Origin of the sequence: Halorubrum californiense DSM 19288, assembly GCF_000336875.1 — an archaeon.
In the GTDB taxonomy this organism is placed as follows: domain Archaea; phylum Halobacteriota; class Halobacteria; order Halobacteriales; family Haloferacaceae; genus Halorubrum; species Halorubrum californiense.
Genome location: NZ_AOJK01000008.1, coordinates 35,107 through 49,748, shown reverse-complemented (window position 1 = coordinate 49,748; position 14,642 = coordinate 35,107). Strand labels below are relative to the sequence as shown.

At 69.9% G+C, this 14,642-nt stretch carries 12 protein-coding genes and 1 tRNA gene; 5 read left to right on the top strand and 8 right to left on the bottom strand.

The window, feature by feature from the left end:
- Positions 1-16: 16 nt before the first annotated feature.
- The 3 genes from C463_RS00670 to purB all read right to left on the bottom strand — a co-directional run bounded on the left by C463_RS00670 (position 17) and on the right by purB (position 2,920).
- Positions 17-955, bottom strand: a complete 939-nt coding sequence (locus C463_RS00670; protein ID WP_008440166.1) for a sensor domain-containing protein — start codon at positions 953-955, stop codon at positions 17-19.
- Between the two features lie 82 nt (positions 956-1,037).
- Positions 1,038-1,361: a zinc ribbon domain-containing protein gene (locus tag C463_RS00665; RefSeq protein ID WP_008440164.1), complete on the bottom strand. Its 324-nt coding sequence runs from the start codon at positions 1,359-1,361 to the stop codon at positions 1,038-1,040.
- Between the two features lie 92 nt (positions 1,362-1,453).
- Positions 1,454-2,920 carry an adenylosuccinate lyase gene (purB, locus tag C463_RS00660; protein WP_008440162.1) on the bottom strand — a complete coding sequence of 489 codons (1,467 nt, stop codon included), beginning with the start codon at positions 2,918-2,920 and terminating at the stop codon, positions 1,454-1,456.
- Positions 2,921-3,087: 167 nt separating this feature from the next.
- On the opposite strand from purB, the gene purH reads away from it, so the two are divergent.
- Complete coding sequence (gene purH, locus C463_RS00655) at positions 3,088-4,692, top strand: bifunctional phosphoribosylaminoimidazolecarboxamide formyltransferase/IMP cyclohydrolase (protein WP_008440160.1); 1,605 nt, start codon at positions 3,088-3,090, stop codon at positions 4,690-4,692.
- On the opposite strand, the gene C463_RS00650 is transcribed toward purH, so the two are convergent.
- Complete coding sequence (locus tag C463_RS00650; RefSeq protein ID WP_008440158.1) at positions 4,661-5,590, bottom strand: substrate-binding domain-containing protein; 930 nt, start codon at positions 5,588-5,590, stop codon at positions 4,661-4,663. The two genes, purH and C463_RS00650, sit on opposite strands and share 32 nt — an antisense overlap.
- A 276-nt stretch (positions 5,591-5,866) precedes the next feature.
- Between C463_RS00650 and C463_RS00645 the strand changes: the two genes are divergently transcribed.
- Positions 5,867-7,168 carry an MFS transporter gene (locus C463_RS00645; protein WP_008440157.1) on the top strand — a complete coding sequence of 434 codons (1,302 nt, stop codon included), beginning with the start codon at positions 5,867-5,869 and terminating at the stop codon, positions 7,166-7,168.
- A 27-nt stretch (positions 7,169-7,195) separates the two neighbouring features.
- On the opposite strand, the gene C463_RS00640 is transcribed toward C463_RS00645, so the two are convergent.
- Both C463_RS00640 and C463_RS00635 read right to left on the bottom strand, forming a co-directional pair.
- Positions 7,196-8,254, bottom strand: coding sequence for a M42 family metallopeptidase (locus C463_RS00640; protein WP_008440156.1), 1,059 nt, complete (start codon positions 8,252-8,254; stop codon positions 7,196-7,198).
- Between the two features lie 589 nt (positions 8,255-8,843).
- Positions 8,844-9,443, bottom strand: a complete 600-nt coding sequence (locus C463_RS00635) for an NUDIX hydrolase (protein ID WP_008440155.1) — start codon at positions 9,441-9,443, stop codon at positions 8,844-8,846.
- A gap of 157 nt (positions 9,444-9,600) precedes the next feature.
- On the opposite strand from C463_RS00635, the gene proS reads away from it, so the two are divergent.
- The 3 genes from proS (at position 9,601) to C463_RS00620 (ending at position 13,829) form a co-directional block, all read left to right on the top strand.
- Positions 9,601-11,076, top strand: coding sequence for a proline--tRNA ligase (proS, locus tag C463_RS00630; RefSeq protein WP_008440154.1), 1,476 nt, complete (start codon positions 9,601-9,603; stop codon positions 11,074-11,076).
- A gap of 151 nt (positions 11,077-11,227) precedes the next feature.
- Positions 11,228-12,499: a hypothetical protein gene (locus C463_RS00625; RefSeq protein WP_008440153.1), complete on the top strand. Its 1,272-nt coding sequence runs from the start codon at positions 11,228-11,230 to the stop codon at positions 12,497-12,499.
- A 106-nt stretch (positions 12,500-12,605) separates the two neighbouring features.
- Positions 12,606-13,829 carry a helix-turn-helix transcriptional regulator gene (locus C463_RS00620; protein WP_008440151.1) on the top strand — a complete coding sequence of 408 codons (1,224 nt, stop codon included), beginning with the start codon at positions 12,606-12,608 and terminating at the stop codon, positions 13,827-13,829.
- A 42-nt stretch (positions 13,830-13,871) separates the two neighbouring features.
- Here C463_RS00620 and C463_RS18310 read toward each other — a convergent pair whose 3' ends face one another.
- A complete protein-coding gene (locus C463_RS18310) occupies positions 13,872-14,003 on the bottom strand; it encodes a rubrerythrin-like domain-containing protein (RefSeq protein ID WP_137695632.1) in 132 nt (43 codons plus the stop codon).
- Between the two features lie 170 nt (positions 14,004-14,173).
- Positions 14,174-14,246 (bottom strand) — tRNA-Thr (locus C463_RS00615).
- Positions 14,247-14,642 lie beyond the last annotated feature (396 nt).

The following is a 14,642-nucleotide window of genomic DNA, read 5'->3' as shown; positions in this document are numbered from 1 at the left end:
AAGCGCTCCGGGCGGATCAGTCGCGGTCGCCGCGGCGGGCGTCGTCGGCGTCGGCGTCCCCGAGGCGCTCGTCCGAATCGGCGGGGGTCGGATCGCCGTCGAACTCGAAGCCGTCGGCGGCCGATCCGTCCCGGTCTGCGTTCTCGTCGGCCTCCGGGCTCTTGTCGACTCCCGGGCTCTCGTCGGCCTCCGCACGCTCTTCGGCCCCGGGCTCGCGGTCAGCGGTGCCGCCGTCGGGCGTGTCGCGATCGACGGTAACGCCGCCGTCGACCGCGTCGCTATCGGTCGATCCGTTGGCACCCGCACCGGCGTCGCCGTCGAGCAGCCCGACGGCCATCAGGCGGGCGCCGCCCGCGATCAGGTTCGTCAGGTGGAGACCGACAAAGACGCCGACGACGCCGATTGCCGTCGCGAGCGCGGCTTCGGGCGCGGCGTCGACCGTCCACAGCACCGGTTCGCCGTCAACCTCCCCGAACTGCGTGGTGTAGGGGTACCGGACGGGGGCGGCGACGAGCGTCAACGCGTTCGAGAGGACGAAGAGGGGCGCGAACGCCAGCAGCGCGACCCAGAACTTCAGCGAGAGGTACCCGAGTCCCCGCCACGTCGACGGAGCCGCGAGGTACGCACGGACGCTCGCGGTCGCGTCCGCAGAGCTGTCGTCCGCCGCGGCGGGGAGGTCGTCCGGCGCGACCAGATCGGTGCCGAGCAGGCGGTTCGACAGCCATCGTTCGAGGCCGGCGACGAGTCGCGAGCCGATCACCGCGACGATCAGGACGCCAATTCCGACGAGGACGACCGAGAAGACGAGTCCGAACACGAGCGCGAACGTGACGAACCCCGAGTAAATGAACGCCAGCGGGAGCGCGATCAGCAGGTACAGCAGGTGGCGATACGTGCGGCCGTCGGCGACGACGCCGACGACGGGGAGGGCTGCGAGCGGTCGGAGGGAGACCATACCGCGACTGGTTCGCCATCCGATAAAAATCGCTCGCCCTCCCGGCGGCGGTGCTGGGCGGCCGCCGCCCGGCCCGCTGGACTTAGCCGAGGAAGAAGTCGATCGCGTTCCCGGACGACTGGCCCTTGTACAGCTCTGAGTAGCCGCACTCCGCGCAGGAGACGACGAGGAACTTCCGGTTCTGGACGTCGAACAGCTTCGTCAGACCGGTCCCGCTGGTGGCTATCTCGTCGGTCTCCGCTTCGGTGCCGCCGCACTTCGGGCAGCCGTCGTCGCCGTCGCCGCCGAGGGATTGTGGTCTGTCGTCGGCCCGGGCGTCGGGATCGCCGCGGTCGCTGGTCTCGGTTTCGGCCGCTTCCTCGTCGTCGAAGACGGAGTACTTCGTGTCGTCGGTTTCGGAGGGCATCGTCCCTCGCTTCCGCGCCGAGCGACAAACCTCTTGTGGCGGCTCGGTTCGAGCGCGGTCCGCCGTCGGCCCGGCCTCCGTTCGGGCGAGCGTTACTCGTCGATATCGTCAACGAGTTCGTCCGCGAAGCCCGTGTAGCCGGCGGGGGTCAGCGCCTTCAGCTCCGCGCGGACCGCCTCGTCGACGTCGAGGTCGTCGAACAGCTCGCGGAAGTCGTCGAGCGTCACCGACCGGCCGCGAGAGAGCGCCTTCACGCGCTCGTAGGCCTCGGTGTCGCCCTCGCGGCGCAGGACCGTCTGGACCGCCTCGCCGATCACTTCCGGGGTCGCGTCCAGTTCCTCGCGCATGACCGCCTCGTTCGGGACGACCTTGCCGAGGCCGTCCGCGGCCTTCGAGTAGCCGATGAGGCAGTGCGCCAGCGCGGCGCCGACGTTGCGCTTGACCGTCGAGTCCGAGAGGTCGCGCTGGAGCCGGGAGGTCGTCACGTAGTCGGCGAGGAACGTCAGGTCGCTGTTCGCCTTCGAGAGGTTCCCCTCGCTGTTCTCGAAGTCGATCGGGTTCACTTTGTGTGGCATCGTCGACGACCCCGTCTCGCCCTCGACGGCCTCCTGCCCGAGGTAGCGGTCGGAGACGTACAGCCACGCGTCGAGGTCCAGATCGAGGAGGACGTTGTTGACGCCCCGCAGTGCGTCGAACAGCGCCGCGAGGTCGTCGCAGGGGTTCACCTGCGTCGCGAGCGCGGTGTGTTCCAAGTCGAGGTCGCGCACGAACGCTTCGGAGAACGACCGCCAGTCGACGTCGGGGTAGGCGGCCCGGTGGGCCGCGTAGGTGCCCGAGGCCCCCGCGAGCTTCCCGGAGAGGTCCTCGTTCGCGACCACGACCCGACCCAGCGCCCGGCCGAGGCGCGCGGCGTACACCGCCATCTCCTTGCCGAACGTGGTCGGCGTCGCGGGCTGGCCGTGCGTTCGGGCCAACATCGGCGTGTCGCGGTACTCGTGGGCCAAGTCGACCAGCGCGTCGCGCACCTCGCGGACCGCGGGGACGATCACCGCGCTCACCGCGGGTTTGACGAGGAGCCGCTGCGCGAGGTTGTTCACGTCCTCGCTGGTGAGTCCGAAGTGGATCCACGGGTACAGCGACTCGGCGTCGGCGAGCGGCGAGTCGGCAGTTTCGACCAGCTCCGCCAGTCGGACGCGGAGGAAGTACTCGACGGCCTTCACGTCGTGGTTGGTGGCGTCGTACCCCGCGGCGCCCTCGGTCTCGAGCTCCTTGATCAGGCGCGCGTCCTCGGCGTCGAACTCCTCGTAGATCCGGCGGAGCGCCGCTTCGCTCGCCTCGTCGAAGCCGATCGGCGTCGCGGAGAGGTCGCCCAACGCGAGCAGGTACTCGACCTCGACGCGGGTCCGTGCGCGCATCAGCGCTGCCTCGCTGGCGTACGGGGACAGCGGCGCCGTCCGGCCGGCGTAGCGGCCGTCGAGCGGTGAGACGGCCGCGAGCGGGGCCGACCGGGACAGCCCGGCGATGGCGTCGTCCGCCGTCGGTTCGGAGTCGTCGGTCATGTCCGCGACTGCCCCCGGAGCCAGCAAAAGCGTGTCGATAGGGTGACGCACGGACGTGGATCTGAACACGCCTCGAATCGCCCAAAAACCGCTTTCCGATCCCCGATCGTGTACACAAACGCGACGCGGACCGCAATCGATATACCCGATCGGTCGGACCGTCGGGTATGAAGATCGCGGGACTCGCGAGCAACCGGGGACGGAACCTCAGACACATCGCCGACGCCGCGCCCGGCGGGGCGGAGCTGTCGGTCGTCCTGACGAACCGCGAGCAGGCGCCCGTGTTGGGGGCCGCGACCGAGCGCCGGATCCCGACCGAGGTCGTCGAGCGCGACGAGGGCGAGTCGCGCGAGTCGCACGAGCGCCGGATCGTCGAGCGCCTCTCCGACTACGACGTCGACCTCGTCTGCCTCGACGGCTACATGCGCGTGCTGACCGACGAGTTCCTCGACGCCGTCCCGACGACGCTGAACGTCCACCCCTCGCTGCTCCCGTCGTTCCCCGGCACCGACGCCCACGAGCAGGTGCTGGACGCGGGCGTCCGGACGACCGGCTGTACGGTCCACGTCGTCACCGAGGAGGTCGACGCCGGCCCGGTCGTCACCCAGGAGCCGATCCCGGTGTACGAGGACGACGACGCCGACTCGCTGACTGCGCGCGTCCTCCGCGAGGCAGAGTTCACCGCGTACCCGCGGGCGGTCCGCTGGTTCGCCGAGGACCGCGTGAGCGTCGAGCGGGACGACGAGGGGAACCCGGAGCGCGTCGCGGTCGAGGGCGACGTGGGCGGCGACTTCCCGGAGCGACGCTTCGTCTCCGAGGAGCGCACCGCCACGCTGCGATACGGCGAGAACCCGCATCAGGACGCCGCCCTGTACGTCGACGACGGCTGCGAGGAGGCGAGCGTCGTCGACGCCGCCCAACTGAACCCCGGCGCGAAGGGGATGGGGTACAACAACTACAACGACGCCGACGCCGCGCTCGACCTCGTCAAGGAGTTCGACGAGCCCGCGGCCGCGGTGATCAAACACACGAACCCCGCGGGCTGCGCGGTCGGCTCCGACCTCGCGGACGCGTACGACCGCGCGCTGCGAACGGACGCGAAGTCGGCGTTCGGCGGCATCGTCGCGCTGAACCGCGAGTGCGACGCCGACACCGCCACGGCGGTCGCCGACTCGTTCAAGGAGGTCGTCGTCGCGCCCGGCTACACCGAGAGCGCGCTCGACGTGCTCACGGAGAAGAAGAACCTCCGCGTGCTCGACGTGGGCCCGCTCGGCGCGGGCGACGACCGCTTCTCCGAGCGGTTCACCGAGAAGCCCATCGTCGGCGGCCGCCTCGTCCAGGAGCGCGACCGACAGTCGCCGACCGCCGACGACTTGGAGGTCGTCACCGAGCGCGAGCCGACCGACGAGCAGATCGAGACGATGCTGTTCGCGTGGAAGACGCTGAAACACGTCAAGTCGAACGGCATCCTCTTCGCGACCGGCACCGAGACGGTCGGCGTCGGCATGGGACAGGTGTCGCGGGTCGACGCCGTGACGCTCGCGGCGATGAAAGCCGAGAAGGACGCGGAGGGGAAGTCCGCCGATGGCGCCGTGATGGCCTCGGACGCCTTCTTCCCGTTCCCGGACGCGGTCGAGGAGGCGGCCGACGCGGGTATCGAGGCAGTGATCCAGCCCGGCGGCTCCGTCAACGACGAGGACGTGATCGCCGCGGCCGACGAGCGCGACATGGCGATGGCGTTCACCGGGTCGCGCTGCTTCCGGCACGATTAGGCTCGTACCCGTCCCAGTCGCTCGGGACGTACTGCTCGAACTCGGGATCGGCCGACCGCCCGATCGGGCGGAACGCTCGCTCCCCGTCGACCCGGAACTCCTCGATCAGGGACTGTCCGGGACCGGTGAGGTAGCCGACGTAGGACATGGCTCGCGCGTACGACACGTCGTGACGAGCCGGGTTGACGGGGATGACCGCGTACTCGTTCCGGAGGAGCGGCGGCGGGTCGTCGATTCCGACGTCGACGTGGCGGGCGAGGCCGCCGTCGGCGGCGACGGCGAGGAAGGTGCCGCGGTCGACGAGGGTGTAGGCGTTCGACTGCTGCGCCGTGGTGAGCGTGTCGCCCATCCCCTGCCCGGTTTCGAGGTACCAGTCGCCGCCGGGGTCGATGCCCGCCTCGTCCCAAATCCGGAGTTCCCGGATGTGCGTTCCCGACCGGTCGCCCCGCGACAGGAACGTCGCCTCCGCCTCCGCGATCGCCCGGAATGCCGACGTCGGGTCGTCTCCCGCGACGCCCGCGGGGTCGTCCGGCGGGCCGACGACGAGGAAGTCGTTGACCATCAGCCTGCGACGGTTGATCCCCTCGCCCTCCCTGAGGAACTCGTCTTCCAGCGGCCGGGCGTGGACGAGGACGATGTCGCAGTCGCCGTCCCGGGCGATACGGAGCGAGGCGCCGGTCCCGCGCACGACCGCTTCCACCTCCGTCCCGAACCGTTCGGCGTATCCGCGGTTGAGGACGGGCAACAGTCCGCTGTCGTACGCCGTCGTGGCGGTGGCGAGCGTCAGCGATCCGGGACGGGGGGCGCGGGAGCCGGTCTCTTCGGCTCGACCCGTACAGCCGGCCACCAAGGCGGCCCCGCCGAGCCCGAGCGCCCGCAGGTACTGTCGACGGCGCATACGTGTAGGTGACTGAATACAGGCACTTAGAACCATATAGTAACTTACATCGGTTATATGGGGCGCCCTCGGGCGGCTCGGACCTCGGCCGGAGCGACGACCCAGCGCCGAGCGACGATCCCGCCCCGAGTGACGACCCTACCCTGAGCGACGACCCCGCCCTGAGCGACGACTCCACCCTGAGCGACGACCCCACCCTTCGCGACAACCCCACCCGGACCGCCGGATCGACGGCGCTTTTTTCTCGGGCCGTCATTGCCTCGAACAGAGTCGACCGTGGCGCAGTTCGGCAACTCGGTACGGCTGCTCGGAGACCGGGAGTTCGCGGCGCTCGCGGGAACCGCGTTCGCCCGCAGTCAGGCGTACTCGACGATCCTCATCGCCCTCGCGCTGTACGCCGACCTCTTCGGCACCACCGGGTTTATCGAGGGACTCTTCGGCACCGCCTTCGCGATCGTTCAGTTGGTCATCGTCCTCCCGCTGGGACGGAAGGTCGACACCGGCAACGCGAAGCGGTGGCTGCTCGGCGGCTTCCTGATCAACGTCGCCGTCTTCGTCGGCTTCGCGCTGGTCGACAGCTCCGTCCACATCATCCTCGTGCGGATGGTCCAAGGGCTCGGCGCGAGCGTCCTCTGGATCACGGGCGCGACGGTGATCGGCGAGATCAGCCCGGACGACGAGCAGGGGCGCTGGCTCGGCTCGTACAACCAGTTCGCCTCCGTCTCGTCGCTCGCGGGCGACCTCGTCGGCGGCTACCTCCTGTACGCCTACGGGTTCACCGAGACGTACCTCGTCTTGACGCTCGTCACGCTCGCCGCGTTCGCGCTCGTCTTCGCGTTCCTCCGCGACAACCCCGGCGGCCGGAAGGACCCGGAGGACGCGGGCGGGATCGAGACGTTCCGGTCGCTGCTCGGCCTCCCAATGTTGCGCGCCTTGGTGTTCTTCCGGTTCACGTTCAGCGTCGGGAAGATGGCGGTGATCATCTTCCTCCCAATCTACGCGCGAACGACGTTCGGCATCTCCGCGTTCGCCATCGGCTGGATCATGGCGGGCGGGAAGGCGACGAAGGCGCTGACGCAGGGGTTTGTCGGCGACCTCACCGACCGCTACGAGCGCACCTACCTGTTCGTCGCGGTCGGCGCGCTCCTGTACGGAATCGGGACGGCGATCATCCCCCTCGCGGCGTACTTCGACGGGACCGTCGCGCCGGTCACCGTCTCGTACCTCGGCGACTCCCAGACGCTCGGCGGGGCGTTCTTCGCGCTGTTCGCCGCCTACTCGCTGCTCGGGATCGCCGACTCGATCCGACTGCCGGCGAGCATGTCGCTGTTCGTCAGCGAGGGCGAGGCGTACGACTCCGTCGCGAGCGCGATGAGCCTGCGCTCCGTCTCGTGGAAGGTCGGACAGGTCGTCGGACCCGTGCTGGTCGGGACCACGATGGACTGGACGACCACCGAGACCGGGTTCCTGCTGGCGGCCGCGTTCATCGCGTTCGCGACCACCGGCTTCGCGTGGCAGGCGCGCGCGGCCCACTGCGCGCGTCGGGACCCCGGAGCGGTCCCGGCCGGCGACGACTGATCGATCAGCGGGGAAGTCCGCTCCCGACTACAGCGTGTAGTCGTGCTCACCCGTCTCGGACACCAAGAAGGCGGTCAGCAGATCGATCGTCGCCTCGACGTCGCCGCCGTCGGCGGTCTCCGTGACGGTGTAGAGGTACCGCGTCGGAATCGAGATGGCTCCGACGGGCTTCGCGCCCGCCGTGTTCTGGAACCCGGCGGTGTCGGTGCCGCCCGCGGGCAGCACCTCGTGCTGGTGGTCGATCCCCTCGTCCTCGGCGACCTCGGTGAGCCGGCTGTGGACCTTCGGGCTGGTGATCACCGATGAGTCCTTCAGCTTCACCGCCGTTCCCGCGCCGAGGTCGGTGACGGCGTCGGCCGGGTCACCGACCTGCGGCACGTCGTTGGCCACGGTGACGTCGAGGGCGACGGCGAGGTCGGGGTCGACGTCGACGCCGAGCGCCTTCGCGCCCCGCAGGCCGACCTCCTCCTGAACCGTCGCCGCGAAGTGGATCGTCACGTCGGGGTCGTCGATGCGGCGAGCCGCCTCCAGCATCGCGAACACGCAGATCCGGTCGTCGAGCGCCTTCCCGGTGACGCGGTCGCCCATCCGCGCCGTGGTCTGGTCGAGGGTGACGAGGTCGCCGACGCTCACCAGCTCTTCGACCGCCTCGGCGTCGCGACCGAGGTCGATGAACACGTCTTTCACCTCGCCGTCCTTCTCCTGCTGCTCGTCCGTGAGGGTGTGCGGCGGGACGGAGCCGATGACGCCCGTCAGGTCCTCGTCGCCGTGGACGGTGACGCGCTGCGCGCGCAGCACTCGCGCGTCGAAGCCGCCGAGCGGGTCGACCTGGACGAACCCCTCGTCGGTGACGTGGCGGACCATGAACCCGATCTCGTCCATGTGGGCCGCGACGGCGACGGCGTAGTCGGAGTCGCCCTCGATCGTCCCGACGACGTTGCCCATCGCGTCGCTCCGGACGCGGTCGACGCTCTCGGCGAACTCGCGGCGGACGATATCGCGGACGTCGTCCTCGTAGCCGGGGACGCCGCGGGCTTCGGTCAGCTCTCGGAGCAGGTCGAAGTCGAAGTCGAAATCGCGCGGCATACCGCGGAGTGACCGCGCCAGCGACAAAGTTCCGCAGGATCCGGCACGACCGTCGGCCTTCGCCGAACCGCGATCGACCAGAGGTTCAAATAGCCGCGAACGCCGACGGGAATCAGTTACAGATGCGGTGGCGCGTGCCTGCGAGCGGCCGGAGCGAAGCGGAGGCCGCGAGACAGCACGCGCGAGGGACGCCGCGAGCGACCGGAGGGAGCGAGTGGCGAGGCTGGGGAGGCGTGAGGTTGCGGTGCGGGTGGGGCGGGGCTCAAAGGGGCAGCCGCGAGGGCGAAGCACGGCGTAGCAAGCACCGCAGCGAAGGAGCGAGCAACGCGAGCGACCGAGCGAGGCGCGCAGCAAGCCGNAAGCACGGCGTAGCAAGCACCGCAGCGAAGGAGCGAGCAACGCGAGCGACCGAGCGAGGCGCGCAGCAAGCCGCGCGAGTCCTCGCGGCTGGGGCTTTGGAGGTGTTCTCCACCGATCCACTGTCGGTTATTTATATCGGATCGCCTCAGGCTCGGAGCCGCTCCTCGGTGAAACCTCGACTCATGAACGAACGAGCGATCGGCGCGATGACGCCGGCGCCCACGAATACTTAAATCGGTAGTTCGGCGTCCGCGCCGACCACCCGGTCCGGCTCCGGGGGCGCGGCCCAGTCGGTCGTCCGCTCCAACAGCTGGACGACCATCCGGCCCGTCACGCCCCAGACCGTGTAGCCGTCGACGTGGAAGTAGTGGACGCGGTGGTCGCCGTACTCCGGGTGGTCGACGCGGCGCTCCGACTCGTAGTTCGCGGGGTCGGTGAGCGCGTCGACGGAGAGGATGGCCACTTCCGCGACCTCCGACTCGTCGGGGACGTACTCGCGGTCGGGCGCGACGCCGACGAACGGGCGCACCGCGTACTGCGACGAGGTGCGCGTGTCGTCGAGTCGGCCGATCACGTCGACCTCCGTCGACCGCATCCCGACCTCCTCGTCGGCCTCGCGGAGCGCGGTGTCCGTCAGCGTCCGGTCGATCGGTTCGCGGCCGCCGCCGGGGAAGCTCATCTGTCCGGGGTGTTCGCCGAGGTGCGCGGCGCGCTTCGTGAAGAGGAGGTGGGCCTCGCCGTCGCGCGCGAGCACCGGCGCGAGCACCGCGGCCTCCCGGCGTCCGGCGAGCGACTGCGGCGCGTGTCGACGCAGCCCCGACAGGTCCATACGCGAGATAGGCGACGCGAGGCGGTTAACGTTTCCGCGGGTTCCGTCCGTGCGGAATGTGATCTATCGGCGTGAATCTGCGCGGAGCGGGCCGGCGACCGCGTCGCGGCGGTCGGGTTCGGACCTTTTAAGCCCGGGACACCCGCTTTCGAGAGTAATGAGCGACGACGACCAGGAGCTCGGGATCACCGAGTCCAAGACGCACAACACCGGCGAGTGGTACGCCGAGGTCGTACGGAAGGCCGGCCTCGCCGACTACGGGCCGGAGGGGATGAGCGGGTTCATCGTCACCCGTCCGCGGGCGTACGCCGTCTGGGAGCGACTCCAAGGGTTCCTCGACGCGAAGTTCAAGGACACCGGCGTCCAGAACGCCTACTTCCCGATGTTCATCCCCGAGTCGTACCTCGAACGGGAGAAGGACATCGTCGAGGGGTTCGACCCCGAGGTGGCGTGGGTCGACGAGGCGGGCAACAAAGAGCTCGAAGAGCGGCTCGCGGTCCGGCCCACCTCCGAGTCGATCATCACGCCGTACATTAGCCAGTGGGTCCGCAGCCACCGCGACCTCCCGCTGCGCGTGAACCAGTGGTGTTCCGTCGTCCGGTGGGAGGCGACCGAGACGAAGCCGTTCTTCCGCACGAAGGAGTTCCTCTGGCAGGAGGGCCACACGGCGCACGCGACGCGCGAGGACGCGTGGGAAGAGACGCTGACGCGCCTCGACCAGTACGAGTCCGTCTACGACGACCTGCTGGCGATGCCCGTTCTAAAAGGCCAGAAGCCGGACCACGACAAGTTCCCGGGCGCGGACACGACGACGACCGTCGAGGCGCTGATGCCCGACGGGAAGTCGGTCCAGGCGGGCACCTCCCACCACCTCGGGCAGTCGTTCGCCGAGGCGTTCGACATCACCTACTCGGACGAGGACGAGGAGGAGCGGACCGCCCACACCACCTCGTGGGGGCTCTCGTGGCGCGCGCTGGGCGCGCTGATCATGACCCACTCCGACGAGCAGGGGCTCGTCCTCCCGCACACGGTCGCGCCCACGCAGGTCGTCGTCGTCCCCATCTGGCAGGAGGACACGAAGGACGACGTGCTCGACTACGCCGAGGGCGTGGCCGACGACCTCGACGACGCCGGGATCCGCGTCGAACTCGACGACCGCGACGAGCGCAACCCCGGCTTCAAGTTCAACGAACACGAGCTGAACGGCGTCCCGCTCCGGATCGAGATCGGCCCCCACGAGGTCGACGACGAGGAGTTGACGCTCGTCCACCGGCCCGACGGGGAGAGCGTCGAGGTCGACCGCGACGGGGTCGCCGAGACCGTTCGCGAGGAGTTCGACGAGATATACGCCAAGCTGTACGCGACCGCCGAGGAGACCCTCGACGAGGGCGTGCGCGAGGCCGACGACCGAGCCGATATCCTCGGCACGCTCGGCCAGCACGGCGGCTACGTGAAGGCGCCGTGGTGCGGGGACGAGGCCTGCGAAGAGCCGATCAAGGAGCCGCTGGCCGCCGAGATCGTGATGGTCCCCTTCGAGGACGAGGACCCCCTCGCCGACGGCGACCACGACGAGACCTGCGCGATGTGCGACGAGGCCGCCGAGCGGACGGCGTACTTCGCGAAGACGTACTGAGCCGCGTGGCCCGTCCGCCGCGAGTGCGGCCCGCGGACGCCACCCGTTCTCCGGAGAGCGAGCCGTCCCCGCCACGTCCTGCGATTAAACCGCGTTGATCCGGCTTAACGGAGTTTCGGGTATATAGGGACGGAGCGTGTACGCACTGGCAATGAACCGCTGGAGTACGAGTCTCGTCGTCGCGGCCGTCGCCGCGGTCCTGATCGGCGGGGCCGCGGCCGCCGCGCCGGCGGGCGTGGTGACCGCACAGACCGACCCGGGGAACGGGAGCGGCGCAGGCTCGGGCGCTGAAAACGCGACGGCCGACCTCAGCCCCGGAGAGCGTCTCTCCGGGGTTGTCGGGGTCCAGGGCGCGGAGATCGAGGGCGAGGTCGAGTCGCGCGCCTTTGAGGTCGCGCTCCGGGAGTCGGAGACCAACGAGAGCCGCGCCGGCATCGTCGCGGAGCGCCTGAACCGGACCGAAGCGCGGCTCGCGGAACTGGAGGAGCAACAGCGGGAGCTCCGCGAGCGCCGCGCGGCCGGCGAGCTGAGTCAGGGCGCGTACGCCGCGCGGATGGCGACGACGACGGCGCGGATCGAGACGCTCTCGCGGGGGCTGAACCGGAGCGCGAGCGCGGCCGCCGAACTCCCGGCCGCCGTCCGCAACGAGACGGGCGTCGACGACGAGCGGCTGGCGACGCTCCGCGAGCGCGCGAACGAGCTCAGCGGCCCCGAGGTCGCCGCCATCGCCCGCGGCGTCGCCGGCGAGGGCGTCGGCGGGCCGGTCGGTCCGGAGCGCCGCGGGCCGCCCGGGAACGGGACCGATCGCGGGCCGCCGAGCGACGCCGGACCGCCCGGCGAGGGACCGCACGGAGGCGATTCGGGAAACGGATCGGCCGGCCCGCCGGGAGCGGGTCCGGGAAACGGATCGATGGGAACTCCCGGGGGCGGTTCGAGTAACGGATCGGTTGGATCTCCCGGGGGCGGTTCGAGTAACGGATCGGTTGGATCTCCCGGGGGCGGNGGTTCGAGTAACGGATCGGTTGGATCTCCCGGGGGCGGTTCGAGTAACGGATCGGTTGGATCTCCCGGGGGCGGTTCGAGTAACGGATCGGTGGGAACTCCCGGGGGCGGTTCGAGTAACGGATCGGTTGGATCTCCCGGGGCCGGTTCGGGTAACAAGTCGGCCGGAGCGCCCGGGGCCGGAGCGGGGAGCGACACCGCTGACGGATCGGGACCGTCCGGTCCGTCGGGGAACGGGAGCGGCTCCGGCGAAGGCGCCGGTAACGCCTCGGCCGGCCCCGGAACCGGGACGGGCGGCGGAGGCGCGCCGGACGGCAGCCCCGGCGGAGACAGTTCGAGCGGCGGTGCGGGGCCCCCGTCCGTCGAAGCGACGGTCACGTTCTCGCCCGCCGCCGGCAGCCCCTCGCGCCTCGACGCGTGAAGCACCGTAAGGCGAGCCGGAACCGGGAGCCAGCCCGACCCGCGACCGAGGGTCGGCCTCGTCTCGGATGGGAAGGAATTTACCGGTTCTCTGTGTGAATCGGGCTGTGCAGCGAGCGTCCGTCTTCTTCGTCGTCGTGGCCCTCCTCGGAGTCACCGGTCTCGTCCTCGGCGCCGGCGGGGCCGGGGCAGTTCCGTTCGAGGGCGGCTTCGCCCAGATGGACGTCGAACCGGACGACGTGTCGATGGCGGTCGCCGTCCAGCCCGACGGCGACGCAGAGTGGACCGTCGAGTACCGGATCCGCCTCGCGACCGACGAGGAGGAGCAGGCGTTCGAACAGCTCCGCGCGGACGTCGAGAACGACACGGAGGCGTACACGACCCGGTTCCGCGACCGCATGGCCTCGACCGCGGCGACCGCAGAGTCGACGACCGGCCGCAACATGACCGTGTCGAACGCGACCGTCACCGCCGAACGACGCGAACTCCCGCAGGCGTACGGCGTGTTGACCTACCGGTTCGAGTGGACGAACTTCGCCGCCGTCGACGGGGAGCGGCTGCGCGTCGGCGACGCGGTCGACGGGCTGTTCCTCGACGACTCCTCGTCGCTCATCGTCTCGTGGCCGGAGGAGTACCGCCTCGGCGAGACGACGCCGGAGCCGAGCGAGGTGCGCGAGGGGTCCGTCGTCTGGAACGGGCCGGTCGACTTCTCGGCGGGGCAGCCACGGATCACGGTCGCGCCCGCGGGCCCGCTTTCCGGGCTCCCGACCGCCGGAATCGTCGCGCTCCTCGCCGTCCTCGTCGTCGCCGGCGGCGGCGTCGCCTATCGTCGGCGGGGCGCCGGCGACGCAGGGGGCGCGGGACCCGTCCCGGCCGGTGGCCGAGACACCGCGACCGAGAGCGAGGCGACTGCGGAGGAGGCGGCGGGCGCGACGACCGCCGGCGCGGCCGCGAGCGGCGCGTCGGAGTCCGACGGCGCCGACGCCGACGCCGCCGGCGAACCGGAGAGCGGGTCGGAGGAGGCGTCGCCCGTCGACAGCGACCTGCTGAGCAACGAGGAGCAGGTGCTTCGGTTGATCGAGTCGGAGCGCGGCCGAATGAAACAGAAGCGAGTGGCCGACGAGCTGGAGTGGACCGCCGCGAAGACGAGCCAAGTGGTGACGGGCCTGCGCGACGAGGGCGACCTCGACGGCTTCCGACTGGGGCGCGAGAACGTCCTCTCGCTGCCCGACTACGACCCGGAGGCGGACGCGAGCGGAGAAGACGGCGACGGGAGCGACGACGACGAGGAGACCGAGAGCGACGAGGGCGCCGCTACCGGCGGCGACTGACCGGACCGACCGGGGCCCGCGCCCGACTCGGTTCGAGCCGGGTCACAGGTCCCGCGAGCGGCCGATGTGACGCAGTTCACCCCCGCACTCGCACTCGCCGGACGAGTCCGTCCGCCGACCGCATTCGAAACACTCGTACACTTCTTCGCCGTCACAGTCGTACTTTGGTCGCATATACGACGGTACGTGCCCGTGACAGATAACCACACACCTAATATTGTTTGGATAATATAAATTGATACGCGCCCATCGGTGACCGAACGATCGGAAATAGTCGAACACGGGTCAGGAGTGGTGACGGAGCGGAGGCGAAGCTCGTCGGTTCGGCGTTGTTCCGTCAAAAGAGCCGGAGGAGGGATTTGAACCCTCGACCTATTCCTTACGAAGGAATCGCTCTGCCAGCTGAGCTACCCCGGCACGCATGCTTCAATTCCCGGACGGAAAAATAAGGGTTCCGAAACGGGGACGGAGCGGCGATCCGACCCGCCGGGCTGTGCGACGAAACCGGCGAATTATTCCGTTAGTAACCGAACAAACGTCTCGAATACACTCGAATTCTATCTTGAGACACACAGGAAAACGGTACACAATACAAGTGTATAAGGAAAAAGACTAAATATGTGTTCGGGCTTCAATCCAAGCGTGATGACACCGCCCGCGCGCCGAGACGGCGGGGATCGAATCCCCCGGCGGTGCGTGCCCGGTCGAAGCCCGTACCGGGCGGCGATAGTCTCGCCGGTCGTCACCCCCACGGCGACTCGGCGCGGCCGTCATCCCAATCAGCGTTCCGTCGCGGCTACCATGTAAAACGCG